The sequence below is a fragment of the Caproiciproducens galactitolivorans genome (genome assembly GCF_026672255.1).
Classification (GTDB): Bacteria; Bacillota; Clostridia; order Oscillospirales; family Acutalibacteraceae; genus Caproiciproducens; species Caproiciproducens galactitolivorans_A.
The window spans coordinates 246,540-271,538 of record NZ_JAPOHA010000003.1; the positions used below are offsets into that span (position 1 = coordinate 246,540).

The window sequence follows — 24,999 nt, forward strand, 5'->3', positions numbered from 1 at the left end:
ATCAATTGGAAAGACAAACAAGAATTTTAGTAGAATGTCCTGCCTTAATTGCTTCTGTAAGATTAGGGGTGCTGGAGCCCCTGAAGCCTTTGCAGGAGCAGGGGAAATGTGATGTGCACTTTTTACAGACAAAGCATATTAAGAAGGTAGATATTGCTTGGTGTGACATTTTTATTTGCGTACGTGGATTTGAATATGTTTCAATGAAAGCTGCGAAAGCAGCAAAGCAGGCTGGAAGATTGGTTATTTATTTTTTGGATGATGATTTACTTAATGTTCCTGAGGATGTTGGCAGCAAAGACTATTTTTCAGATGAAAGCCAAAAACAGGCTTTGAGTGAAATTATTAATTTTTGTGATATGCTTTGGTGTGTAAATCCCTATTTGGGCGAAAAATATAGCAGATTTGGGAATAAAAGGTGGGTTATGGAGAGGGTTCCGGTTCCCTTGGAACATTTCTCATACGAGGAACACGGTACGATTAGTATTTTATATGCAGGCTCCTCAGATCATACTCCTGTAATAAGAGAATATATTACTCCAGTAGTCAGACGCCTTTGTGAAGAGTTTCAAGGACTGGTATCATTTACCTTTATTGGTGCCGATCCAGGCTTATCCGGATATGAAAATGTAGAATACATTAAGTTCTTTGAAGATTATGAAGATTATTATTCATTTTTATTGCAAAAGCGCTTTGATATTGGATTGGCCCCTGTGAGGACAACGGAATTTTACCAGTGTAAATACTATAATAAATTTATTGAATACACTAAAATTGGAGCCGTTGGTGTGTATACAAACAGTTTGCCATATACATTAGTAATTCAAGACGGCCAAAATGGCTTCTTGTGTGAAAACACATTTGAAGATTGGTATAATACTTTAAAGAAAACGATAGTTGACTGTGACTTAAGAAAGCGGTGCGCAGAGACGGCCTATAACGACTTACAAGAAAAATTCACCTATGACAAAGTAGGAGTAAAATTGTTGGAAGATATTCCAGAACTAACGTATTTTCATGCACCTTTCATAAACAAGTCCAAAATTAAATTAAAAAATATGTATTTCCTCTTTTATGTAAAAAGAGCTTCTCTTTTGTGGAAAAAACATGGAATCTTCGCAATTCCAATAATGTTTTTTAAAGCCATAAAAAGGTTAAGAAATTATTTTTTCAATAGAATGGGGAGTTTTTGATATTGCTAAAAGATTATTTTAAAGGCATTTGGCAGGATAGATATATTCTATTAAGCCTTGTAAATAAAGATTTACAGTTGAAATACAGAAGATCAGCGCTAGGTGTGGCTTGGGCGATTTTAACCCCACTAGGGTTAGTTTTAATTATAGGATCAGTATATTCCATTATTTTTGGCGCCGATCCAAAGGTATTTATTCCCGCTCTTTTTGCAGGCTTAAATCCGTGGCTATTCATTAACATAGCCGCAGATGGGGGTACGATGTCCTTTATTGGAGCAGAGGGCTATTTAAAGCAGACAACAGTCAATGCTCAGATTTTCCCTGTACGCGTGGTAATGGGGGGCTTCATAAATTTGTTATACAGTATTTTAGCGTTTTTTGCAGTCTATCTGTTTTTGCAGCCACAATTATTTGGGCCTAAAATGTTAATGATGTTTCCTGGACTTATTATTATGTTTGTATTTGCTGTTTCTCTTGCTAATATTTCGGCAGTACTAAATTTAAATGCAAGAGATTATCAACCCTTGCAAAGCTTAATTTTACAAGGATTATTTTATGTTACCCCAATTATTTATGAGCCGTCCATGTTGGCGGCAAAAGGATTCGCCATTGTATATCAGATAAATCCTATTTATTATATTTTAGAGGTTGTGAGGACTCCTATGCTAGGACGGGAACTTCCTACATGGGATGTTTATGTAATAGCAATTGCTATTACGGTGGTTCTGTTTTTTATAAGTGTAAAACTGGTTATGAAGACAAAAAAAGGGATAGCGTTTAAACTATAAGAGGTATGAAATGAGCATTATAAAATTAGAAGATGTGAATCTGATTTTTAAAGTATGGCGAGAAAAAAGGATTAAAAATATTTTAATTCCAGGAAGCAAAAAATTTAATGATTTTGACAAAGATGGAACGATACACGCCATTCGTGATATGAATTTAACCATTAATGAAGGAGAACGGCTGGCAATTATTGGACATAACGGTGCTGGGAAAAGTACTTTTTTAAAAATGGTGTCCGGTATTTATCCGCCTACTTCGGGAAGTTTGACAGTTGAAGGAAGAATTTCCAGTATGTTTGAGCTTGCTACAGGCTTTGAAATGGAGTCCAATGGTTGGGATAATATTTATTTGAGGGGACTTATGCTGGGTGAAACTCCTGACAGCATAAAGGCCAAAATGAGCGAGATTGCAGAGTTTTCTGAACTGGGAGAATTTTTAAATATGCCGGTCAAGTATTATTCATCGGGTATGTTTGTTCGGCTTGCTTTTTCCATTTCAACAGCAATTCACCCGGATATACTTTTATTAGATGAGGTTGTGGCTGCAGGAGATGCTGCATTTTTAAGTAAAGCAAACCAAAGAATGAAAGAGATGGTCGAAATTTCTAAAATAATGGTATTAGTCACTCACGCAATGGATTCTGCGGTAGAAATGTGTAATAGATGTATCTGGATGGAAAGGGGAAGTATTGTTATGGATGGTGATCCTAAAGACGTCACAAAGGCATATATAAAGAGTATGGTATAAAATGAAGAATGAAGTCTTTTAATTTATTCCTAAAATTTAAACCTTCACTTAGCTTTTTTATCAAAAATAATTATAATGTTTTGCACCTTTTTTGCATAAAACCGGAAAGGCATGAGTAGAAAAATGAAGAAAATTTTAATAATATCACCCACAGGCGGTTATGCCGGAATAGATGTTTGTTTGGAAACACTGGTCTGTGAAATGGACAAAACTAAGTATATTCCTATTGTAGTATTTCCGAAGGACGCGATTCTAAAACCAAAATTTGAGGAAATGGGAATTATCTGCTATGAACTTCCTATTAACTGGTGGTTTCCTGTTGGTTTTTCCGGTAATGATCTGCTACATGTACTCCCTACCCTAAGAGAAAAAGTGGATCCTCTTATTAACATTATAAAGGACAATACCATTGATATTGTTCTTTCCAATACCAGTGTGTGTTATGATGGTGCAATTGCGGCTGCTATATGCAACGTACCGCATCTGTTTTTTATCCATGCCCAGTATACAAGCAATATTTACACCGATATGCAGCAGGAAACAAGAGAATTTCTATATATGCTAATGGGAAAGCTTTCTTATAAGGTGATATGTTGCTCCAAACTGCTCCATGATTTTATGTGTCAATATACAGATAATTCGATGTATATATATAACGGAGTGGATGTTGAGAAATTTAAGTATAAAAAACGCATTTTAGGTGATCAAGACAGTCTAAACATGGTGTGCGTAGGACATTACAATGCCAATAAGCAGCAAGACTTTGTGCTTCGAGCTTTAAAGATCTTAAAAGAGATACGGCCTGAATTGATAAGACGTGTGACCTTCACCATGATAGGCCCGGGGGAGCCAGTTTATCAGAAAATGCTGAAGAATATGGTGAAAGAATACAGACTGGAAAAGCAAGTGGTGTTCGAAGGATTCCGCGATGATATCTACAATTATCTAGGCAATTTTAATTTATATATTAACAGTTCCATTACGGAAAACTTGCCAATGTCCGTTATTGAGGCAATGTCTTGTGGTATGCCTGTGCTGGGAACACCAAACGATGGGACACTTCAATTAATTCAGGAAGGAAAAACAGGCTATATTACTAATTCTCCTGAAATCATGGCAAACAGAATCATCTACCTAATTGATCATCCTAAAATGGTAGAAAATATGTCAGAACAGGGCAGAAAACGGGCTGAGAGTTGTTTCTCAGATCAGCAGTATGTAAGAAATTTTGAGAAAGTCTTTGATGGGGTTGACTCATCATGCAGTAAGGGGTGTCACTTTGCCGATTTTGTTGGCGGTTTTTATGAGTCCATTGTAGGGAAATCACTGTCAAAATACCCCAAGAAAAAAGTTTTGGTGCTATATCCTCTTCAGGCTATGGCTACCTACTATATTGCGGCAAAAATCCCACTGGATTATTTAGTCGAAAGGGATTTAGTAGAATACAATAGTGTAACTCCTCAGCAGTTTAAAGTAGAGGATATGGAAGACGCGGATGTTATTTACTGTTTGCGGTATTATGATGATTTTGCCTACGGAGTTTTGCGGGCAGCAAAGAAAATAAACAAGCCATTTGTCTGGTTTATTGACGACAACTACAGCGCGTTAAAAATAGAAAATAACAATGTGATACATAAACAATTTACCAACGAGCTATATGAACGTATGTATAAGGAAAGCAGTGCGGTCGTGGTAAATAGCGGGAGTTTATATCACTTTGGCAGGCAGTTTACTGATAATATTTTTCGTCTTCCTACCTACCAGGTGAATAACGATACTCTGATCAAAAATTTTGAACGGGAAAAGGGAACGTTAACAATTGGATTTATGGGAACGCTAATGCGCGACAGTGATTTCGATTGCGTTGTGCCTGCTTTGCAAAGAATTATTAAGGAATACGGCAGCAGAATATGTGTGGAATTTATCGGGTATTGCCCCAAAGAGTTAAAAGAATATAATCATGTTAAAACTTTTGATTTTATGGATGACTACAATGAGTTCCGAAAATTTTTTGCTTCACGGAAGTGGGACATCGGTTTAGGGCCGTTAAAGGATACAGAATTTAATCGCAGTAAAACTAATAATAAGTACCGTGAATATTCCAGTTTTCATGTTGCCGGTATTTTTAGCAATATGGCTACCTACAATTACTGTGTGCAGGATGGCATTAATGGTCTTCTGGTGAAAAACACCGAGGATGCGTGGTATTATGCAATCAAAAAGCTATTGGATAATACAACACTACGAGAGACTATTGCAGAAAATGCATGGGGTGATATCAAAAAAAATTACTCTATCGAAAAATTTGCAAAAGCGCTGATGAATGTATTCTGCAGGTATCATACAGGGAGTAAAGAAATACAAGACTTTATTTATCCTAGTTTAGTGGGAATGCGGAGCGCCTTGAGCGGTGAAACTTCTTTTCCCCGAGCATATGATCCTGAGATGCTGTGTTTTTCCAAAGCTATTATAAAACCACGGAAATACAAAGTCTTTTGTGAATCACCTGCAGTGCGTATGATTGGTATATTATTCGGGCAGGAAGTACCCAGCAAAGGCACTGTAACAATAAAAGTTTACACAGGTAGACACTTGCTAAGAAGTATTACCAAAACAATCAAAGAATTGGATTTCTCTTATTGGAATTATTTTGATGTCGACTGCATTTACTGTGCAGCGGGAAAGGTTCTGACTGTGGAAATCTCTGCAGAGTATACCAAAGGGATGATAGGCGTATTTGAGGACAGAAGCAAAAGGTCGTTCTGGTACAAAGTGTTTAATAAATTGGGTTTCCCATTAAAGGGTATGGATACTTTAATGATAGACTTTAGAAGTTAAGGGATGAAAATGAAGAAGAAATTTTTGATTAGGTTAGGGATTACAGTTGCTTTGGCTGTGTTCTTGGAAATATGGGTGTTTAATTTTGAATATTGGATGGAAAAGGTCGATACCTCTACGCGAAAAAATATTGTTTATAATGTGAACCAGATGGAAAAAGTAAATTGGACAAAAACTTCTCAGGGATGGGTAAGTGAAGGAGACCAGCACCTAATTATAAAAGATTTGAATACCCGAATTAATATAATACAAATAAATATGCAGGTAGAGCAAAAGCCAGATTACATTCTACTTTTTTATACAGGTGATGAAGTTGGGAAATTTAATAATGATGCTAGTATTCTGTGCGGAAGTGAAACGGTGAAGGTAAATAAAAATATAAAAGATTTACGTCTTGATCTTTCAAATCGTAAAGGAATTTTACTAAAGGATATTACCCTTATTATCAATCCCATGAGTTTTAATTTTTCTTTTGCAAGGGTTATAGCAATAATATTGATTTATATATTTGGGTATGGATTGTTTGCATTGCAGAGACGCCCCGATTATGGTGTAGAGGGGAAAAAACAAGATGAATCATAAGATAAATGGGGAATATGGCAGAGTCATTTTGACACCGTTGACCTTGGAAGAAAGTGAGTGGATGCGCATTCTTCGTAATCAAAACAAACAGTGGTTTATCTACTCAGAAGAGATTACACAGGAAGAACAGAAAAAATGGTATCAAAATTATTTGTGTAAGCCAGATGATATAATGTTTTCGGTATACCACAAAGGAAGCGGTAAGTGGATTGGTGCAGTTGCGCTTTATAATATTGATGTTATAAATAATCAGGCGGAATTTGGAAGAATTGTGGTAGACGGTGAAAGTGTTCACAAGAGAGGTCTTGGACTAGACACGACCATCTGCGCCTGTCAAATTGGGTTTAAACAATTAGGTATTTCCAAAATAAAACTTGAGGTATATAGTAATAACATAGCTGCTAAAAAGACCTATGAGAAGGCCGGGTTTTCTGTAATAGGAATTCAAAAGATTGAAGAAGGCCGTAAAATGATTTCAATGGAGTTAAATAATGTATCAAAATAGAAATAATTAAAGAGGATGAATTATATGCCAATTCAAGTATTAAAACCCAAGTTTCATGTGGATGAATGTTTAGAAGAAATTCGTGAATGTTTAGAAAAGGGATGGACTGGCCTTGGATTCAAGACAGTCGAATTTGAGGAACAATGGAAAAAATATACGGGACATAAAAATGCTTATTATTTAAATTCAAATACAGTTGGGCTCTACATGGCTGTTCAAATTTTAAAAATGCAGAATGGATGGAATGATGGAGATGAAATCATTTCAACTCCGATTACATTTATTTCTACTAATCATGCTATTAAAAAACAAAATATGGTCGCCCGTTTTGCGGATGTGGATGAATATTTGTGCCTTGATCCTGTTGACGTTGAGAAAAAGATTAACAATAAAACAAGAGCTGTCATTTTTGTAGGTTACGGTGGTAGGGTTGGCCAACTAGATAAAATTATAGAAATATGTAGGAAGCATAACCTAAAGTTAATTTTGGATGCAGCACATATGAGTGGTACACGCGTTAATGGAATATGCCCTGGAACATGGGATGGAATAGACGTAACAGTATATTCTTATCAGGCTGTTAAAAATTTGCCTACTGCAGATAGCGGGATGATTTGCTTTGCAGAAGATAAGTATGATAAAATTGCTCGTGAACTTGGTTGGCTTGGCATTAACAAGGATACTTATGCTAGAACCGGTGACAAGGGGACGTACAAGTGGAAGTATGATGTCGAGTATGTAGGACAGAAGGATCATGGTAATTCCATTATGGCAGCAATCGCTTTGGTACAGTTGAAGTATTTGGACGAAGACAATGCTTATCGCCGTGAGTTGGCACGTTGTTACGACAAATTATTTGCGAACAATCCGAAAATAAGGGTAGTTGACGCGCCTTATAAAGATGAGTGCTCCTATCATATCTACGAAATTCAGGTAGATGATAGGGATGGTCTTATGGATGCTCTAGCCGCAAATGATATTTATGCCGGTGTTCATTATCGTGATAACACAGAATATGAAATGTACGCTTATGATCATGGTACATGCCCAAATGCACACTGTGTTTCTCAAAAAATAATTACTATGCCTCTTCATTTATGGCTAACCAAAGCTGATGTGGAGGAAATTGCACATTTAGTAAATAAATTTACTAAATAAATATGACTTATACTTTTAACACAGTATATTTAACAAAGTATGCCCCACTTGCTAAACTATCGGGGCAAGACTGAGATAGAAAACTTTTTGAGTCTCTCGTATTCTGTTAAATCGCAAGAGAGCCCTATTTACTAACTATAGGATATACTCTATCGGAATTTTGTGCAGCCCCTTTCTTATGCTTTTGGGATCATTCGGTTATTCACAAAAGTACAAATGTCGTAAAAACCATGAAAACCCGCATAAAACCTGAATATTATCTTGACTTTTATCAAGGTGTCCGGGTTCGAACCCCCGATGGTTCACCAAAATTAAATTGTGAAAACCCGCATGGACACTGAATCTTTCAGTGATTTGTGCGGGATTTCTTTATATTGTAAAATCGTTGAAAAATGTTGCAAATCGGGGGTGGTTACTCCCGCGGTTGCTAGATAAGGTATAATCAGTTTCGCAAATTAAAAAGGATAAAAAAGAAGACATAGATTCAGTCGTTTGGTAGAACAAAGTTACCAAACAAATTCACCGATGTCAACGCCGGAATGTTTTTGACTGAAATCGCCGGTGAAATTTGACTCACAAACGCCGGTTATTCTATCGCCGGTTTGTCCAGCGCCGGGATATTTACCGCCGGGACAGTGCGAACACCGGTTTTCAATCTGTCCTTCAGCCGGTAGGTTTCATCCCGGATGTTGATATCACATGAGCGTGATGCAACGGGCGGTCAAGCGTAGATACAACTACCAAGATTAATAAGGTGAAGGAGGGTAAATTACCATTAATTGCTTTTGCATAATGATTCCTTTAAAGTTTATCATACCGATGTTGGCCTGTTATGTTCCACATGTGGGATTCCTGCTGAAAAGATTTTGCATGGCGATGCCGCACTAATAGTATTAAAGGGGCTCACAGAGAATTATGTTGCAACCGCATTGGTGTGTGATGGATATGTTCCTTACTAGTGGGAGTCAAACGGTCAGGCGAAAGTGGACTTTGTGATTCAAAACAGACACGGCAAAGTTGTGCCGATTGAAAGTAAAAGCCGCGGATAACGTACGGACTAGAAGTCTGGGAGTTTTCATGAAGAAATACGAGTCTGCCTACGCCATTCGAATCGGTGCGAAAAACTTCGGCTTTGAAAATAATATCAAGTCCGTGCCGCTGTATGCGGTGTTTTGCATGGATGAGTAATTTAAGGATTATATCAAATAAAGCCAAGGATTTCAGCCTCTTCGTATGGAAGAGAACATGAAATCCTTGGCTTTTTATTTATTTCACCATAACAGAAAAACGTTCATTTAAATTACAACCATAATATATTAGACAATTCGGCATAATATATCATTTTGTTTCAATTGTAGCGCCGAGAAAATATTTTTATAGTTAGAACCAAGCTTGAATTCCAATGTTTATGAAACGAACTTCTTTTTTGCTTTGACAGTTCGTCGAGAAAAGCTGTTCTCCTCGGATAGGTTTGAATTAGTATTGAAATCAACCATATTGCGATTTCGCTGCCGCCCACTTTATGCGGCGCTTTGATTTAGCTGACACTTTTTATATTAAGGGCGCGAACTCATCGTTTCGTTGTCAAAACGAAAGCTTTATAAATACTAATTAATCACAAATAATTTCTCTTGCAATATTTTTATCGCTTTTTTCCTTATTATTATAGGCGGTAAGTTTAAACGACAATGTAAATGGTTCAAATTTGCACTGATACTTTTCCAACTGACGCTGTCCACAGGAGTTACTGCCTAAGCCGTTTTGTTTGTAATCAATATCCAAAACAATATAATCACGTTTCTTCAGATCACAAGTGTGCTTTGCCAGTTCTATGTCCTGATCTTCGTAATATTGCGCGCTGAAATTGAATGTATCCTCTGCAGTTGCCATCAATCCCATCCCTCTGTCATTGGTAAATGATGCCCATGAGGTGTCAATATGGTTTCCGTTTTCCTGCGGATGAACATAATTAGTAAACATTTCGTCTACTGTACGCTGGTAAAGACCAAATAGTCCAGCTTCCTTGGAATCCACATAGGTTTCAGCAGGACCGCGTCCAGACCATCTTACATTGCTCAGTTCCTTAGGAATATGCAGGGTAACGCCAATCTTCGGAAGCATTTTCGGTGCACAATCCAACTTTCCGCCCGGAACACCGGATACTGTTATTGCAATATCACCGGTAGGATAAATCTTGTAAAGGTATTTAGTCAGATAATGCCATGCACCATTCGTCGTTCCGTTTAAAGTGTTAACCTGTACTTCAGCATGGTTATTTTCCATACTATATTGAATATTCTGAACAACTTCGTGCTGCAAATGCAGAAAATACTTTGTTTTATAGTTTGGTACCAGTTCATCCATATCGTTATCGATTGGGGCTCTCCACAAATTAAGCTTTGGCCCTTTTTCAAGCATTGTTACACCATCGCGTACAATCTTCAGCATCGTGCCGCGCACCAGGTCAAAAGAAACGCTAAAGTCATTGCCGATAATATGAAGCATGGTATGTTCTTTGGTTACGCTGAGCTTTCCGATAGGTGTCACTTGACACTTATCCTTATGAATCGGAAGTTCAAACTGCGCAGTAGCCAGCTCATAGCCGGTCTTTGCATACATGGTATCCCGATTGAGACGATATGAGAAGTTAATATAGTATTTTGCGCCGGCTACCGGTTCAAATCCTAGCTGATATGGGACGACAATATCTGTTTCACTGCGTGCGGGAACAGACGGCAACTGCATAACTCCACTTTGCAGACAAATATCGTCCTCCATTATCGAATAAACAAGCTCGAAGCAATTCAAATTGGCGAAATCGTATCTGCTGATTAAATGGAAAACTCCTTTTTTAAGATCAACAGCAGTAGTCGTAATTGGTTCAATAACTTTCTTATATTCCAGTAATCCTGGAGAAGGCTGACGATTTGGCATCAACAGACCGTCAATGCAGAAAGTCTTGTTGCTCGGATCATCTCCGAAATCGCCACCATAACGATAATAGATTTCACCATTTTCTGTTTCAGTGTAGATACCTTGATCGAACCATTCCCAAATGAAGCCGCCCTGCATCTTATCGTGTGCATATGTGACATCTTGGTATTCTTTCAGGTTTCCCGGACCATTTCCCATGGCATGGCAATATTCGCAATGCACATGCGGCTTTTTACTCTTTTCAATGATATCCTTCATGAGGTACGGCTTCTTATCGTTTTCAAACCAAGTGTACATTGTGCTGTATACATCAACAACCTCAGCCTCGAAATCACCCTCATAATGAATTAATCTTGTCGGATCCATTGCCTTCGCTTTTTTTGCCATAGCGCGGAAATTGCAACCAAAATCTGATTCATTGCCGAGAGACCACATCAGAATCGATGGATGATTTTTCTCCCTCTCGATCATACGCGCCATACGGCTAACATATGCGAGTTCCCATGCCGGATCATCTGTAATCCACTTGTAATTGCCGGTCAGTTCAAAGCCATGGCATTCCAAATCAGTCTCCGCAATAAGGTACATACCGTATTCATCGCATAGGTCATACAGATAGTACGAATTTGGATAATGCGATGTTCTGATTGCATTGATATTATGCTGCTTCATCTGAATAATATCTTTTTCAATTTCTTCTTTTGCAACTACACGTCCGTTTTTTGGATTATAGTCATGACGGTTTACACCTTTGAGCTTAATCGCAACGCCGTTAACAAGGAATGTGTCACCGTGGATGACGATATTACGGAAACCGACGTTTTGTGAAATGACTTCAATTATTTTTTCGTCTTTTTCTGTTGTCAGATACAACCTGTACAGGTTCGGGCACTCCGCCGACCATTTTTTAGGATTTTCCACGGCTTCGCTCAGTTCGAAATGATCTTCACTAGCTGTAACGCTTTTTTTAAAGATAAGATTGCCTTTGTAATCATAAAGTGCAGCATTCGCGACCTGTCCATCCGCTTTAGAGAACTTACCACTGACATGTAAAACCGCATTTTTACAGGCATCGTCTAACTCTGTTACTACTTTATAGTCATAAATGCCGTTTCGAGGAAGGCCAATAAGCTCTACATCACGATAAATGCCGCTGAGCCACCACATATCCTGGTCTTCAAGGTAGGTTCCATCCGACCACTGATATACTCGAACTGTAATATCATTTTTACCGATAACCGCGATGTCGGATATATCAAATTCAGCTTCGTTTCTTGCACCTTTACTGTAGCCAACGAATTCGCCGTTTACCCATACATGGTAGGCAGAGTCTACTCCGCAAAAGCGTAGAATGATTCTCTTGTCCGCAAAATTCTGTCCGATTGTGAAAGTCCTCTTATAAATACCGGTCGGATTTTCGGTCGGTACATACGGCGGATTAATTGGAAAGTTGTACCACAAATCGGAATAATGCATCTTTCCGTAGCCTTGCAACTGCCAGTTTCCCGGCACTACAATGTTATCCATATCAGCTACATTGAAATCGCTTTTATAGAAATTTTCAGGGCTGTATTCTGGTGCATCAAGGAACATAAACTTCCATTGACCGTTCAAATTCTTAAAAGCGTGTGTATAGCAATTATCCTTTCGATCGGCTGCATCTTTATTCGGAAAGCTCAGAAAATGTGCGCGAGCCGGTAAACGATTTATACAGTCTTGCGAAATATTTTCCCATGTTTTCATGTGTATTTTACCTCTTCGTTGTAATTAAGCCTATTTCAGATTATTCTTTTTCGTTCTTATCCGAAATCTTTGCCTAAGCAGTCTTTTTGCTTCTCTTCTCATATCTATTCCAGCAAATAACGGCAAATCCAAGGAACACAACCAGGCCTATAATATTATAAACCAGTATATTAATCGGCTTCGTTACGCCTTTTTCAAGTGTGCCATTTAGCTGTGCGATCATAGTAGACGGTTCCGGAACTGTGGACATAAAGAATACAAACAAGAATATGCAAAACAAAGTAATACCAGCTGCGATACCGAACTTACGGCCTCCCAATCTGAAATTGCGGGGCATACTATCCTTTTTCCATCTTAGAACAATGTATGCTGCAAAGAAGAACAGCATTGGGACCAATGCAGTAGATGCGGTCATGTTGGTTAGAGTCTGAAGGAAACTGTTCATAGAATTTACACCAAGTGCCGGAATCATCAGCATAATGCTGACAACAGCAGCCTGAAGAATCAGTGCATTGTAAGGATTGCCCTTATCATCAGTCTTAACAACCCAAGATCCAAAGATGCCTTCCGGAATTTCTGAGAAAAGAACCTTTACAGGAGCAGCAGTCCAAACCATCAAAGAACCTAAGTTGCAGAGCAGCATAACAAAACCAACAAATCTTCTAACAATACCGCCCATGCCAAAGCGTTGACCAATGATATAGAATGCGTCGAAAATACCGTTGGAGAAATTATTAGATAATACATTTGAAGGAACAATAAGGCCAATTGCAACTACACCCAATACATACACACCGCCGATTACAAGGCTTGCAGTTATCATGGTACGCACAAACGCTTTGTTACCGCCCTTAATATCTTTAACATAGCAGCCGATACTTTCTGCGCCGCCGACAGCCTGGAATATCCATGCCATTACCATGAAGAATGTCCAGTCAAACTTTGGTGTCAGAGTGCTTGCGTTAAATTGCTGTGCTGATTTATCACCAAGGCCAAATACAATAATAAACGCGAAAGCAATAAATAGAACACCAATACCAATTTTAGCAAAACCAGCAATGTTGGTTACCTTTGACATCCAGCCAATGCCTTTGATGCAGATAAAGGTTGCAATCCAAAAAACGATAATTGACACAATAGAGGATACGATTACCATGTTATTGCCGTCAAATACATTGTAGCCAAGAATGAAATAGGATGCATAGATTAAAGTCTTTGGAACCAGTGAGCAGAAAAAAAACAAATTAACAAAGAAATATGACCATGCACCTAAGAAGCCCCATTTGGGACCAAGTGCACTTGAAATCCATTGATGAATACCGGATTCACTCTCTGCATTCGCAGATGTAAACTCTGCAACCATCAAAGCAAACGGAAGAAAATAAAATATTGTGCCGAATAGGTATCCCGGCAGCGCCGACAAACCGATTGCTACTGTATTGTCGATAAGACTAGCAAAATTAAATACGGCTGAGAAGGTCAACATTAGCAATGCTAGAGAACCTAGATTCGCTCTTTGATTGGCATTTTCCATAAAAGACATCTCCACCTATTATATGTTTTTGATAAGTTGTACAACTGACATGTATATATCATAGTTTCTTTGCCTAATTATCGGCTATATAAATTTGTTGATAAAATATATCATTTTGTTGATTAATTATTTATAAAAACAGTACCGCCGTTCGTTGATTGCTATAGAATGCGCTTTACGAAGTGTGATTTTTAGTGTAAAATAACTTATGATACCTTTTGAAAAGCAATGATAGTAATTTTGGCGGCTAAAAAGTTTAAAATTATTTCAAACTATGCATAAATATACATCCGTTTCGTATTTTCAATGGATAACGCACAGCAAAATTTGCAAGAAGGGAGTAATGATCTATCAATAAATATAGTGATAAAGCTGGCGTGATTTTTATGAACCGTTTCCACGGACAGGACCTCCACCTCTATGAGTCCGGGTTTGAAGTATGCCAGCCTGACAAGCCATTTGAATTTATTCCCATCGACTATTTCTTATTGCATTATTGCGTAAGCGGTGAAGGTTTTTTAACATTGCACAATGACCAGCGTCACATAACAGCCGGAGATATTTTTCTAATTCTGCCTAATACAGCAAACAAATATTACCCACTCCCAGAAAATCCGTGGAGTTATCGCTGGGTTGGCGTAAAGGGTTCTATGGTAAAATCTATTTTAGAGGAATGCGGGTTTTCTTATGACAACTTTGTACTTCACTACGATAAAGATGATACGGTTCTAAGATGCTTCCAGCAGATTTATGAGCGTTGTACCAAATCTGATTACTATACAGCACTTGGATATTTATATCAGTTCTTTGGCACACTTACTGAAAAGGAAAACAGCATATTGCTTGAATCAGAAACAGTCCACAGGCAGCGTTTAGAAAAAATGATTAAGTATATTTATGCACAGTATACAAACGATATTTCGGTTCAAAGTATGGCGGATGAATTTAATTTCGATCGCACATATATCTATAAATTGTTTAAAAAGGAAATGGGAATCAGCCCAAAGCAGTATCTTCTGAATTTCCGTATTGAAAAGGCTTGTGATTTATTGTGCAAAAGTCATATGAGCGTTACCGAAATCGGATATGCGGTTGGTTTTAACTCTTTTTCCTGTTTTTCCAAACAATTTTGCTTAAAAAAAGGAACATCTCCGATGAAATACCGAAAACAGTTCATTAAATAATTTAGCAAAACTTGAATGACAAAAAAGCGGAGAGAAAGACAAGATTTCCAGAAAGAATGTTGAGGCGAAACTTGGTGTTTCTCAAACATGTCCGGACGTATTTTAAAACGGAGATGTCGGCAGCCGGAAATTGCGAGAGACCGTAAAATCAAGGAATATTTTAAATAATTTTAAATCACGAAATTTGTGAAAATCCACAAATATTTATAAAATATAAAAATTTAGTTGACGGTATTTTAAAGAGAGTGTATAGTAAAAACCAAAGAGTAAACGATTACTCAAATATCCAACCCTTATTGTGTATGCTTAGAATACTATCCATTGTCTTTAAAATTTATCAAATAATGAAGAGGGATATATTTGAGCGAAAAAAAAATCTCAATGGTCGATATTGCCCGTATGGCGGAGGTTTCAACAGCAACGATTTCCCGTGTGCTGAATAAAAACGGCCGCTATTCGCCGGAAACAGAAAAACGCGTTATGGAGATCGTTCATAAATATGGCTATCTGCCGAATTTAAGTGCGAAAACATTGCGTACGAATAAAAGCTTGAGTATAGGCGTAATTGTTCCGGATATAACAAATGAATTTTTCGGAAAGATTGTACGCTCCATCGAAAACACGGTTCTTCCGTTTGGCTACTCTGTTTTTGTCTGTGATTCCCATGAAGATGAAAAAATTGAGACCCTGCATATTCAGAATATTGTGAGTAAGAATGTAGACGGTGTGATTTATATTGCCGGGCGTGCGGATGTAGGGGATATAGACCAGAATTTCAGTATGCCGGTGGTCTATATCGACCGGCAGGCGGAACATGCACAGTTTGTCGTGCAGTCCGATAATGAGTATGGCGGATTTTTAGCAACAGAACAGCTCATTCGTTCCGGATGCCGCCGCATTTTGTTGCTGCGTGACCGCCGCATGCTTTTTCCGGTCCGGCAGCGTTACGAGGGGTATTGCAAGGCACATGAAAAATATGGGATCCCCATGGATGAATCACTGATAGTAGATAGTACGGTTGACTATACTTTGGCAAGAGACACAATCAGCATGATTTTGGAGGAGGAATCCCTTTTCTTTGACGGTGTTTTCGCTACCAATGATATGATGGCGCTGGGAGCACTGCATGCTTTGCAAAAGCATCATGTCCGCGTACCGGAACAAATGAAACTGGTAGGGTTTGACGACATTTCGCTTTCGGAATTTTGCAACCCGCCGATCACTACGATTACGCAGGATACGGAAGCTATGGGTCAGCGCGCCGCAAGACTGCTGTTAAAACGTATACAGGGGGGAAGCGTTCCTTCCAACAATATCATGCTTCCGGTTTTTCTAAATAAAAGAGGGACTACTTAAAAGTTGGGTCCGTCTTTTATTTATCCTAAATGGGTAAACCATTACCCAATAAATGGTACAAGAATTTTAATTTTGTTTTGGCAATAACAGGGAATTATTTTTTAAAAGGAAAGGGGTGTCCTTTTTGAAAGAATTAAGTGAGAATGTTGAGCAAACGATTACCCAACCTTTTATATAAATTTTTGGAATGATATGGGGAAGGAATTGCCGGGCAATAAGAGGTTCCGGCTCAGTAGGGCTTGGACGCCTAAAAATAGAGATTTCAAGGAGGTCATTATGAAAACACTTGTTGAGATGAAAAACGTCACCAAGAAATTTCCCGGTGTTACAGCACTTCAGAATATTTCGTTTGATATTAAAGCGGGAGAAGTCCATGTTCTGTTGGGAGAAAACGGTGCGGGTAAATCAACTCTGATGAAAATTTTGAGCGGAGTATACCAGCCAACAGAAGGCTCGATTATCCTGAATGGCAAAGAGTACGACAGGCTGACTCCAAAGGATTCTTATGAAAATGGAATCAGTATCATTTATCAGGAACTCAGCGTAATTAATGAGCTTTCGATTGAAGAAAACCTGTTTGTGGGAAAATTGCCGATGGCAAAAATGGCGGGTTTTCCGATCGTTAACCGCAAGCTGATGCACCAAACCGCGCTGGAGCTGTGTAAAAAGGTGGGGCTGCATCGTGACCCCAAAACCTTTGTAGAAGAAATCAGTATATCGGAAAAGCAGCAGGTGGAAATTGCCAAGGCGTTGTGCGCCAATGCGGAGGTAATCATCATGGATGAGCCTACGGCTTCGCTGACCAAGGAAGAGATAGACCACCTATTCCACATTATTGCTCAATTAAAGAGCGAAGGAAAAGGCATTGTTTATATTTCTCATAAAATGGATGAAATCAAACAGATCGGCGATCGTGTCACCGTTTTAAAAGACGGGACGTATGTGGGAACACGCAACGTTGCGGACGTATCGATTGACGAACTGGTTACGATGATGGTCGGGCGTGAAATCAAGGCAACGTATCGGCATGAAGACCGGACGGATTATTCAAAGGAACCGGTTATTTTTGAGGTTCGGGACATCGCCCGTAAGGATCAAAGAGTGAAAGGAGTTTCTTTTCAGCTTCATCGCGGGGAGATTCTTGGATTTGCCGGACTGGTTGGCTCGGGGCGCAGTGAAATGATGAATGCTATTTTTGGCGCGGAACCCAAAAGCGCCGGTCAGGTTTTTATGAATGGGAAAGAAATCTTTATTAACAATCCCTATCAGGCGATTCAGCACGGGCTGGCCATGGTAACGGAAAACCGGCGTGAAACCGGATTTATTAATACGATGGATATCAAAAAGAATATTTCCCTTTTGCCGTATGTCAAAACATCGGGCATGGGAGGGCTTTCCGGTCTGGTGAATGAAAAGCAGGATCGGAAATGGGCAGAAGAACAGCATGAAAATCTGCGTATCAAATGCGCCGGGGTAGACCAGAGTATTTTGGAACTTTCCGGCGGTAATCAGCAGAAAGTTATTTTGGGGAAATGGCTGGCGGCCGATTCACAGGTTATTATTTTTGACGAGCCTACAAAAGGGATTGATATAGGCAGTAAAAGCGAAATTTATGTGCTTATGCGCAAGCTGGCCGATGAAGGAAGGGGCGTGCTGATGGTTTCTTCCGAATTGCCGGAGCTTCTCGCGGTATGCGACCGGATTGCTGTATTTCGCGAAGGGAAAATTGCAATGATCTTTACAAGCGATGAGTGTACGGAAGAAAAAATTATTCGTGCATCCACAGGCGCAAATTAAAATGAGGTGAAAAGCATGGAAAAGACGGTAAATCAAAAAAAGAAAGTATCCTTTAATGAACTTTGGCAGAAATACGGCACTTTTGGGATTTTAGTTCTCTTGCTTGTGATTTTGGGTGCTATAAAACCGGAAAGCCTTTTTATTGCGGACAGCGTCCCTCAGATTTTAAATCAAAGCTCGGTTAACATTCTGCTGGCTTTAGGAGAATTTTTTGCAATCCTGATCGCGGGTATCGACCTTTCGGTCGGTTCTGTAGCCGCCCTTGTCGGCGTTATCGTTGCCAAAATGATGGTAGCGGGCGTATCCCCTTTGGCAGCGATCTTCATGGGAATTGTAATCGGAGCGTTTATCGGGTTTTTAAACGGCGCTTTGGTGAATTCCACAGGCCTTCATCCATTTATTATCACTCTTGGCACGCAGGCTATTTTCCGCGGCATTACCCTGGTTCTTTCCAATGCGCGTTCCGTATTTGGATTTCCGGCGTCCTTTACCGTTGGGATAAGCTCCTCTGTATTAGGCATTCCGGTATCGGTATTTATCGCTTTGCTTATGGCGGTTATTCTCGGCTTTTTCACAATTAAGACAAGGGCAGGCCGCAACATCTATGCGTTGGGCGGCAATAGCGAAGCGGCGTGGTTTTCCGGTATCAATGTAAAGCTACATACGCTGATTGTGTTTATTATTTCCGGCTTATGCGCGGGTCTGGCGGGTATTGTACTGCTTGGCCGTGTGGGCGCGGCGGAACCGGGCGCGGCAACCGGATTTGAAACGTATGCAATCGCGGCTTCCATTATCGGCGGCACCAGCTTTTTCGGCGGTAAGGGGAAAATCTTCGGCGTAGTTATGGGCGGCCTGATTATTGGCGTTATCAACTATGGAATGACCGTAATGGTTGTACCGAGCAGCTATCAGCAGATTGTAATGGGTGCGCTGATTATCGGTTCCGTAGCGCTGGACCGGTTTGTTGCGTCAAAGAAATAATTGCGAAATACAATGGGGGTTCGATTATGAGCAAAAAACCAATGTTTTCTCCCTCTTTGATGTGCATGGATTTGATGGATATCAAACATCAAATGGAGATTTTGAACAGCCGCGCGGATTTTTACCACGTGGATATCATGGACGGGCATTTTGTAAAAAACATTACCCTTTCTCCCGACTTTGTAAAGGCGGTAAGCAGTGTGGCTAAGCTTCCGCTTGACTGTCATCTGATGGTGACCACCCCGGATGACTTTATTGAACCGCTTGCGAAAGCGGGGGCGGGGTATATCTGTCCGCATGCAGAAACGATCAATTCGGATGCGTTCCGCATGATCTATAAAATTAAAAGTCTGGGGTGCAAAGTAGGCGTCGTGCTGAATCCGGCTACACCCATCGAGTATATTCGGCAGTACATCCACCTTCTGGACAAAATTACCATTATGAGTGTGGACCCCGGCTTTGCGGGGCAGCCGTTTATTCGGGAAATGCTGGGCAAGATTCGGCAGGCCAAAGAATGGAAAGAGCAAAACGGCTATTCCTATCTGATTGAGGTGGACGGTTCCTGCAATGAGCGTACTTTTAAAGATTTAGACGAAGCAGGCGCAGAAGTATTTATTTTAGGTTCTTCCGGACTGTTTAACCTGGATCCGGATCTGGCTGCCGCGTGGGATAAGATGAAGAAAATTTTCCATGAGCAAACCGGAAAATAATAAGCAAAAATCCCGCCGCGGGGGAATAGGAGGCATCATGCAGCAATATGTAATTGGAATCGATATTGGCGGTACCAACTTTCGCATTGGAATGGTTTCACAGGACGGAAGCCTTCAAAATTTTGAAAAACATTCCAGTTCAGTATTGGTTACCGGGAATGCGGTGGAAATACTAAGTAAGCAGATAGACATGTATCTGGATACATACCGGCTGCGAGGGCAGGTCGCCGCAATTTCAATTGGTATTCCATCCCTTGTAAGTAAAGATAAGAAAACGATTTATTCCACGCCAAATCTAAAAGGGTTCGATAATTTAAATCTTGCCGACCCTTTAAAAGAATATTTTCAGGTACCGGTCTTTATTGACCGTGATGTGAATTATCTTTTGCAAAACGATATCAAACAATTAGGGCTGAACCCGAAGAGTACGATTTTAGGGTTTTATGTTGGGACAGGCCTGGGCAATGCGGTGTATATCGAAGGCAAGTTTTATACCGGAAAAAACGGTTCGGCAGGGGAACTGGGGCACATTCCCATGTATGGGATTACCCGGACATGCTCCTGCGGAAATATAGGCTGCAGTGAAGTCCTTTGCTCCGGAAAATATCTGGAAGAGCTTACCCGGGAATGCTTTCCCGGAACGAGCGTGCGAAATGTATTTAAGCAGCATATAGATGATCCCCGTTTGCAGAAATATGTAACCGATTTAGCAATTCCCATTGCAACAGAAGTGAACATTTTAGATCCGGATACCATTATTCTGGCGGGCGGCGTTATCTTCATGGCAGGCTTTCCAAAAGAACTTTTGCTGAAGGCGCTGTATGAGCGTTTACGCAAACCGTATCCCGCGCAGAATCTCGACATCCGCTTTTCAAAACACACACAGCAAAGCGGTGTACTGGGCAGTGCGGATTTTGCATGGCGGCAGCTTCTCTCTTTATAAAAACTTTAATACGTTTATTCGTATTAAATGATAAAAAAAATTTAGGAGGATTGTTTATGAAAAAGCGAATTCTATCTGTATTTCTTGCAGCAGCGATGATGGTGGCTGCGGTGGGCTGCAGCAAAGCGCCTGCGGCTTCCGGTACACCGGCGTCCGGCGGTACTTCTTCCGCAGCGGCGGCCGGTGAAGCGGAGTATGCCGTAATCCTGAAAAATCAGTCGTCGGACTTTTGGGTCAAGATGAAGGAAGGCGTTGAGAAACAGGCAAAGGAACTTGGGATTAAGGTGGATGTTTATGCGGCACAGTCGGAAGAAGACACGGAAGGCCAGCTTAAAATTTTAGAAAGCTGCCTGACAAAGAACTATAAGGCAATCGGTGTTGCTCCGCTTTCTCCGGTTAACCTGATTCCCGGCATCGTAAAAGCAAACCAAAAGGGCATTTACGTTATGGATATTGATGAAAAGGTTGACCTTGCAACATTGAAAGCGCAGGGCGGCAGTGTCATTGGTTTTGCTACGACGGATAACGTAAAAGTAGGCGAAAAGGGCGCCGGTTATATCATTGATAACGCAAAAGAAGGAAAAGTCGCGATTATAGAAGGCAAGGCCGGGAATGCTTCCGGTGAAGACCGTAAAAAGGGTGCAACGCAGGCCTTTGAAAAAAGCGGCAAATTCAAGATCGTGGGCAGCCTCCCGGCCGACTGGGACCGTCAGAAGGCGCTGGATGTTGCGGCAAGCTTTATTCAGCAGAATCCGGACTTAGTGGGAATTTACTGCTGTAACGACGGTATGGCGCTTGGCGCGATGCAGGCGGTGATCAATGCGAACAAAACAGGAAAGATCTTTGTAGTGGGTACAGACGGCGATACGGAAGCAATTGATTCTATTAAACAGAATCAGCTTTCTGCAACCGTTGCGCAAGACCCCGCCAATATCGGCGCAACTTCCCTGAAAGAAATGATCAATGCAGTAAAAGGACAAACCAAAATCGATCCGAATGTAGAACCAAAAACAATTCCGGTTGATTCAAACCTGATTACAAAAGAAACTGCGAAATAAACTTTTTTAATAAAAGTAGATAAGGGAAAGGGAGACAAAAGCCGTTTCGGTTGAAACATTCTTTGTCTCCTTCTTTCCATTTCATGACAGATGGGGGATTTATTATGAAAATTGCGGTAGGCTGTGACCACGTGGGATATGAATTAAAAGGCAGGATTTTACAGCATCTGGAAGAACTGGGGATTGCATACCACGATTTCGGGACAAATTCGACAGAGCGGACCGATTATCCTATCTTTGGCGAGAAAGTGGCGGACGCAGTGGCTTCCGGGGCATATGACCGCGGAATTGTAATCTGCGGTACCGGAGTAGGTATTTCGATTGCAGCAAACAAAGTGCCCGGTATTCGTGCGGTGGTGTGCAGTGAGCCCTATTCGGCCTTGCTTTCCCGCCAGCATAATAACAGCAATATTTTGGGGCTCGGCGCCCGTGTAGTCGGGGGAGACCTCGCGCTGATGATTCTGGATGCATGGCTGAAGGGAGAGTACGAGGGAGGCCGTCACCAGCACCGTCTTGATTTGATTGCAGAGATTGAAAAGAAACACAGCGGGAAGTAAAAAGGAAAAGTAAAGCCCGATTATGTAGGTAATTTATCGAATTAAAATATCAATCACACGGCAGGAGATGATATCTTCCTGCCGTGTTTTTATGCTTTAGCGACAATAATTTCTCCGGCTTTCAAGATAGAAATTTTGTACCGTCAGGCTTGCTTTCTGTTTACGGCAAAGATTAAATAGCCGCCCGATCTTTTGTGGCCAAAACGAGATTGGGGGCGCGGCGCTTTCACCATTCAGCTTTTCGAGAATCGAAGGTTGGAAATTTCAATGATGCCGGGAGTCTTTGAAAACTTCCCTTTCAATTCCGGATTTAGCGAAATATATTAAAATACGGGGAGAAAACGCAAAAAATTATTGACAATTATAATAACTAGATTATAATAGATTATAACATTATATAATGTATTAAAAACTGGAGGCTAAATTATGAAAGCTGAACATTGCGCACAAATTGAACAAGCGGTTGCTGCGGTTGCCCAGAAGGCAAAAACCGGAATCCATCATTTTTACTTTGTGGCCTGCGGCGGTTCCAATGCGTTTATGATGCCGGTGCAATATATGTTTGACCGCGAGATTGGCATTCCGGCCAGCATTTACACATCGAATGAGTTTAATTACGGTACACCGAAGGATTTTGATGAGCACTCGGTTGTGATTACCTGTTCCCATTCCGGCACCACACCGGAGACGGTTGCAGCAGCAAAAAAGGCCACCGAAGTCGGGGCCGTATCCATTGCGTTTTCCAACGAAGTGGATTCTCCGCTGTGGAAGGCAGCCGGATATCCGATTCATTATGACCATGGTCCAAGCGCCGCCACAACCGATAAGAATAAAGCGGTTCTGTATGCGCTGGCGTTTGGAATTCTGAAAGCTGTCGCACCGGAGCAGAGCACAAAATGGGAAAGCGGCCTCAAGGCATTGGATGCACTGGAAGAGGCAACAAACCGCACGATGAAGAAGTTTAAGGATTCCGCCGTGCGCTGGGGCAAAGAAAACAAGCGCGATACGGTCATTTATACTATGGGCAGCGGCGCTAACTACGGTGAAATGTATTCCCTTTCCATTTGCCTGTTTATGGAAATGCAGTGGATCCATTCGAGCTGCATTCATTCCGGCGAGTATTTCCACGGTCCGTTTGAGATTACTGATTACGATGTGCCGTTTATTATCACGATCAGCAATGGCGCAACCCGGCATCTGGATGAGCGTGCCTGCGCTTTCTGCAAAAAATTCTCCGATAACGTCTATGTTATCGACGAGGCGGACTTTGATATGACCGGCATTGACGAATCCGTCCGTGAATACTATGCTCCATTGGTGGCAGGCAGTGTCGTTCGTGAAATGGTCGACAGCATCGCACACGAACGCGGCCATGATCTGTCTGTCCGCCGCTATATGTGGCAGATGGAATATTAATTGGGTAAGAAATTTATGACTGCCGTGCGGCCATAAAACAGAGCGGAAAGGGATCAAAGAAACGCAGGATTCAACCGAATTGCATTTTATAAGTCGGCAGAACGGGGTCCATGCTTAACATATCAAAAAGGAGTGAAAAAACGAATGAAACTGATTACCATCGGCGATAATGTGACGGACTGCTACCTCAGCGACGGACTTTACTATCCGGGCGGACAAGCTGTGAATGTAGCGGTAAACGCCAAACGCGATGGTGCGGAAAAGGTGAATTATCTTGGAATCTTCGGTGATGACGACCGTGCAGAGTACATACGTGCCTGCCTTGAGCGGGAAGGGGTTACCACCCTGCGCTGCCGCAAGGTATATGCGCCCACAGCCCAGCCGGGGGTGCGGATCGGGCCGGGCGGCGAACGCATTTTTGTGCGCGGCCCAAGGGACTCCTGTCAGCATCTTTTTGCGCTGTCACTGGTAAGCGAGGACTATGAAATCATCCGCAGCTACGATGTTTGCCACACCACCAACGAAGCCCATATTGAAACCCAGCTGCCGGCGCTCAGTGCGGAAATACCGGTCTCATTCGATTTTTCCACGCGGAACGACGATGCCTATCTGCGGGCGGTATGTCCGTTTTTGACCTACGCCTTCTTTTCAGGCTCCGGTTTGCGGGACGAAGAAGTATCCGGTTTAATTGAAAAAGTTTTGGCGCTGGGGCCCCGCATAGTGGGCGTAACCCGCGGGGAGCAGGGATCCGTCTTTTCGGACGGGAAGAAATCCTACCGTCATGAAGCCCAAAAAGTCAAAGCCACGGACACAATGGGCGCCGGTGATGCATTTATTGCAGCATTTCTTACCCGTTATACCGACAACGGCGACATGGAGACTTCGCTGGATTTTGCCGCGGATCGGGCGGCATATGCCTGTACAGTAAACGGAGGTTTTGGATACCCTCATAAAAATGTTTAAGAGAAGGGAAGAAA

20 protein-coding genes are annotated in these 24,999 nt (G+C 41.1%); 18 read left to right on the top strand and 2 right to left on the bottom strand.

The genetic code is table 11. The annotated features are described in order from the left end of the window. Positions 1-5: 5 nt before the first annotated feature. From OUY18_RS04375 to OUY18_RS13860, 8 genes are all read left to right on the top strand, one after another. Positions 6-1,193 (top strand): hypothetical protein, encoded by a 1,188-nt coding sequence (locus OUY18_RS04375; RefSeq protein ID WP_268057504.1) that lies wholly within the window; start codon positions 6-8, stop codon positions 1,191-1,193. A 2-nt stretch (positions 1,194-1,195) separates the two neighbouring features. Beyond that, complete coding sequence (locus tag OUY18_RS04380) at positions 1,196-1,981, top strand: ABC transporter permease (protein ID WP_268057505.1); 786 nt, start codon at positions 1,196-1,198, stop codon at positions 1,979-1,981. A 10-nt stretch (positions 1,982-1,991) separates the two neighbouring features. Beyond that, on the top strand, positions 1,992-2,726 hold the full coding sequence (locus tag OUY18_RS04385; protein WP_268057506.1) for an ABC transporter ATP-binding protein: 735 nt from the start codon (positions 1,992-1,994) through the stop codon (positions 2,724-2,726). Between the two features lie 123 nt (positions 2,727-2,849). Beyond that, positions 2,850-5,564 (top strand): glycosyltransferase, encoded by a 2,715-nt coding sequence (locus OUY18_RS04390; protein WP_268057507.1) that lies wholly within the window; start codon positions 2,850-2,852, stop codon positions 5,562-5,564. A 3-nt stretch (positions 5,565-5,567) separates the two neighbouring features. Then, positions 5,568-6,146 (top strand): hypothetical protein, encoded by a 579-nt coding sequence (locus tag OUY18_RS04395; protein ID WP_268057508.1) that lies wholly within the window; start codon positions 5,568-5,570, stop codon positions 6,144-6,146. Next, positions 6,136-6,651: a GNAT family N-acetyltransferase gene (locus OUY18_RS04400; RefSeq protein ID WP_268057509.1), complete on the top strand. Its 516-nt coding sequence runs from the start codon at positions 6,136-6,138 to the stop codon at positions 6,649-6,651. Before OUY18_RS04395 ends, OUY18_RS04400 begins: the two co-directional genes overlap by 11 nt. A 24-nt stretch (positions 6,652-6,675) precedes the next feature. After that, a complete protein-coding gene (locus tag OUY18_RS04405; RefSeq protein ID WP_268057510.1) occupies positions 6,676-7,809 on the top strand; it encodes a DegT/DnrJ/EryC1/StrS family aminotransferase in 1,134 nt (377 codons plus the stop codon). 785 nt (positions 7,810-8,594) lie between these two features. Then, entirely contained in the window at positions 8,595-8,768 is a 174-nt protein-coding gene (locus OUY18_RS13860) for a DUF4143 domain-containing protein (RefSeq protein ID WP_419196115.1), read from the top strand. A 652-nt stretch (positions 8,769-9,420) separates the two neighbouring features. Here the strand turns inward: OUY18_RS13860 and ebgA are convergent. After that, the gene (ebgA, locus tag OUY18_RS04410; RefSeq protein ID WP_268057511.1) at positions 9,421-12,486 is read right to left on the bottom strand and encodes a beta-galactosidase subunit alpha; all 3,066 of its coding nucleotides are present in this window, start codon (positions 12,484-12,486) and stop codon (positions 9,421-9,423) included. Between the two features lie 73 nt (positions 12,487-12,559). Then, positions 12,560-14,020: an amino acid permease gene (locus tag OUY18_RS04415; protein WP_268057512.1), complete on the bottom strand. Its 1,461-nt coding sequence runs from the start codon at positions 14,018-14,020 to the stop codon at positions 12,560-12,562. A 386-nt stretch (positions 14,021-14,406) separates the two neighbouring features. Between OUY18_RS04415 and OUY18_RS04420 the strand changes: the two genes are divergently transcribed. The 10 genes from OUY18_RS04420 to OUY18_RS04465 all read left to right on the top strand — a co-directional run bounded on the left by OUY18_RS04420 (position 14,407) and on the right by OUY18_RS04465 (position 24,985). Next, complete coding sequence (locus OUY18_RS04420; RefSeq protein WP_268057513.1) at positions 14,407-15,204, top strand: AraC family transcriptional regulator; 798 nt, start codon at positions 14,407-14,409, stop codon at positions 15,202-15,204. 360 nt (positions 15,205-15,564) lie between these two features. After that, complete coding sequence (locus OUY18_RS04425) at positions 15,565-16,560, top strand: LacI family DNA-binding transcriptional regulator (protein ID WP_268057514.1); 996 nt, start codon at positions 15,565-15,567, stop codon at positions 16,558-16,560. Positions 16,561-16,836: 276 nt separating this feature from the next. Beyond that, a complete protein-coding gene (locus OUY18_RS04430) occupies positions 16,837-18,357 on the top strand; it encodes a sugar ABC transporter ATP-binding protein (RefSeq protein ID WP_268057515.1) in 1,521 nt (506 codons plus the stop codon). A gap of 15 nt (positions 18,358-18,372) precedes the next feature. Next, positions 18,373-19,338 carry a D-allose ABC transporter permease gene (gene alsC / locus OUY18_RS04435; protein WP_268057516.1) on the top strand — a complete coding sequence of 322 codons (966 nt, stop codon included), beginning with the start codon at positions 18,373-18,375 and terminating at the stop codon, positions 19,336-19,338. 26 nt (positions 19,339-19,364) lie between these two features. After that, entirely contained in the window at positions 19,365-20,048 is a 684-nt protein-coding gene (gene alsE, locus OUY18_RS04440; RefSeq protein WP_268057517.1) for a D-allulose 6-phosphate 3-epimerase, read from the top strand. Between the two features lie 37 nt (positions 20,049-20,085). After that, positions 20,086-20,991, top strand: coding sequence for an allose kinase (alsK, locus tag OUY18_RS04445; protein WP_268057518.1), 906 nt, complete (start codon positions 20,086-20,088; stop codon positions 20,989-20,991). A gap of 56 nt (positions 20,992-21,047) precedes the next feature. Further along, complete coding sequence (alsB, locus tag OUY18_RS04450; RefSeq protein WP_268057520.1) at positions 21,048-22,049, top strand: D-allose transporter substrate-binding protein; 1,002 nt, start codon at positions 21,048-21,050, stop codon at positions 22,047-22,049. A 104-nt stretch (positions 22,050-22,153) separates the two neighbouring features. Further along, on the top strand, positions 22,154-22,606 hold the full coding sequence (gene rpiB, locus OUY18_RS04455; RefSeq protein WP_326492976.1) for a ribose 5-phosphate isomerase B: 453 nt from the start codon (positions 22,154-22,156) through the stop codon (positions 22,604-22,606). A 426-nt stretch (positions 22,607-23,032) separates the two neighbouring features. Beyond that, complete coding sequence (locus OUY18_RS04460; protein WP_268057521.1) at positions 23,033-24,022, top strand: SIS domain-containing protein; 990 nt, start codon at positions 23,033-23,035, stop codon at positions 24,020-24,022. 144 nt (positions 24,023-24,166) lie between these two features. Next, the gene (locus OUY18_RS04465) at positions 24,167-24,985 is read left to right on the top strand and encodes a PfkB family carbohydrate kinase (RefSeq protein ID WP_268057522.1); all 819 of its coding nucleotides are present in this window, start codon (positions 24,167-24,169) and stop codon (positions 24,983-24,985) included. The last annotated feature ends 14 nt before the right edge of the window (positions 24,986-24,999 follow it).

Excerpts from the sequence above, each read along its gene's own strand:
- OUY18_RS04385 (WP_268057506.1), top strand. The coding sequence starts at position 1,992 with ATGAGCATTATAAAATTAGAAGATGTGAATCTGATTTTTAAAGTATGG.
- OUY18_RS04400 (WP_268057509.1), top strand. The coding sequence starts at position 6,136 with ATGAATCATAAGATAAATGGGGAATATGGCAGAGTCATTTTGACACCG.
- alsB (WP_268057520.1), top strand. The coding sequence starts at position 21,048 with ATGAAAAAGCGAATTCTATCTGTATTTCTTGCAGCAGCGATGATGGTG.
- OUY18_RS04420 (WP_268057513.1), top strand. The coding sequence starts at position 14,407 with ATGAACCGTTTCCACGGACAGGACCTCCACCTCTATGAGTCCGGGTTT.
- OUY18_RS04405 (WP_268057510.1), top strand. The coding sequence starts at position 6,676 with ATGCCAATTCAAGTATTAAAACCCAAGTTTCATGTGGATGAATGTTTA.
- OUY18_RS04390 (WP_268057507.1), top strand. The coding sequence starts at position 2,850 with ATGAAGAAAATTTTAATAATATCACCCACAGGCGGTTATGCCGGAATA.
- ebgA (WP_268057511.1), bottom strand. The coding sequence starts at position 12,486 with ATGAAAACATGGGAAAATATTTCGCAAGACTGTATAAATCGTTTACCG.
- alsC (WP_268057516.1), top strand. The coding sequence starts at position 18,373 with ATGGAAAAGACGGTAAATCAAAAAAAGAAAGTATCCTTTAATGAACTT.
- OUY18_RS04395 (WP_268057508.1), top strand. The coding sequence starts at position 5,568 with ATGAAAATGAAGAAGAAATTTTTGATTAGGTTAGGGATTACAGTTGCT.
- OUY18_RS04460 (WP_268057521.1), top strand. The coding sequence starts at position 23,033 with ATGAAAGCTGAACATTGCGCACAAATTGAACAAGCGGTTGCTGCGGTT.
- rpiB (WP_326492976.1), top strand. The coding sequence starts at position 22,154 with ATGAAAATTGCGGTAGGCTGTGACCACGTGGGATATGAATTAAAAGGC.
- OUY18_RS04465 (WP_268057522.1), top strand. The coding sequence starts at position 24,167 with ATGAAACTGATTACCATCGGCGATAATGTGACGGACTGCTACCTCAGC.
- alsE (WP_268057517.1), top strand. The coding sequence starts at position 19,365 with ATGAGCAAAAAACCAATGTTTTCTCCCTCTTTGATGTGCATGGATTTG.
- alsK (WP_268057518.1), top strand. The coding sequence starts at position 20,086 with ATGCAGCAATATGTAATTGGAATCGATATTGGCGGTACCAACTTTCGC.
- OUY18_RS04430 (WP_268057515.1), top strand. The coding sequence starts at position 16,837 with ATGAAAACACTTGTTGAGATGAAAAACGTCACCAAGAAATTTCCCGGT.
- OUY18_RS04415 (WP_268057512.1), bottom strand. The coding sequence starts at position 14,020 with ATGGAAAATGCCAATCAAAGAGCGAATCTAGGTTCTCTAGCATTGCTA.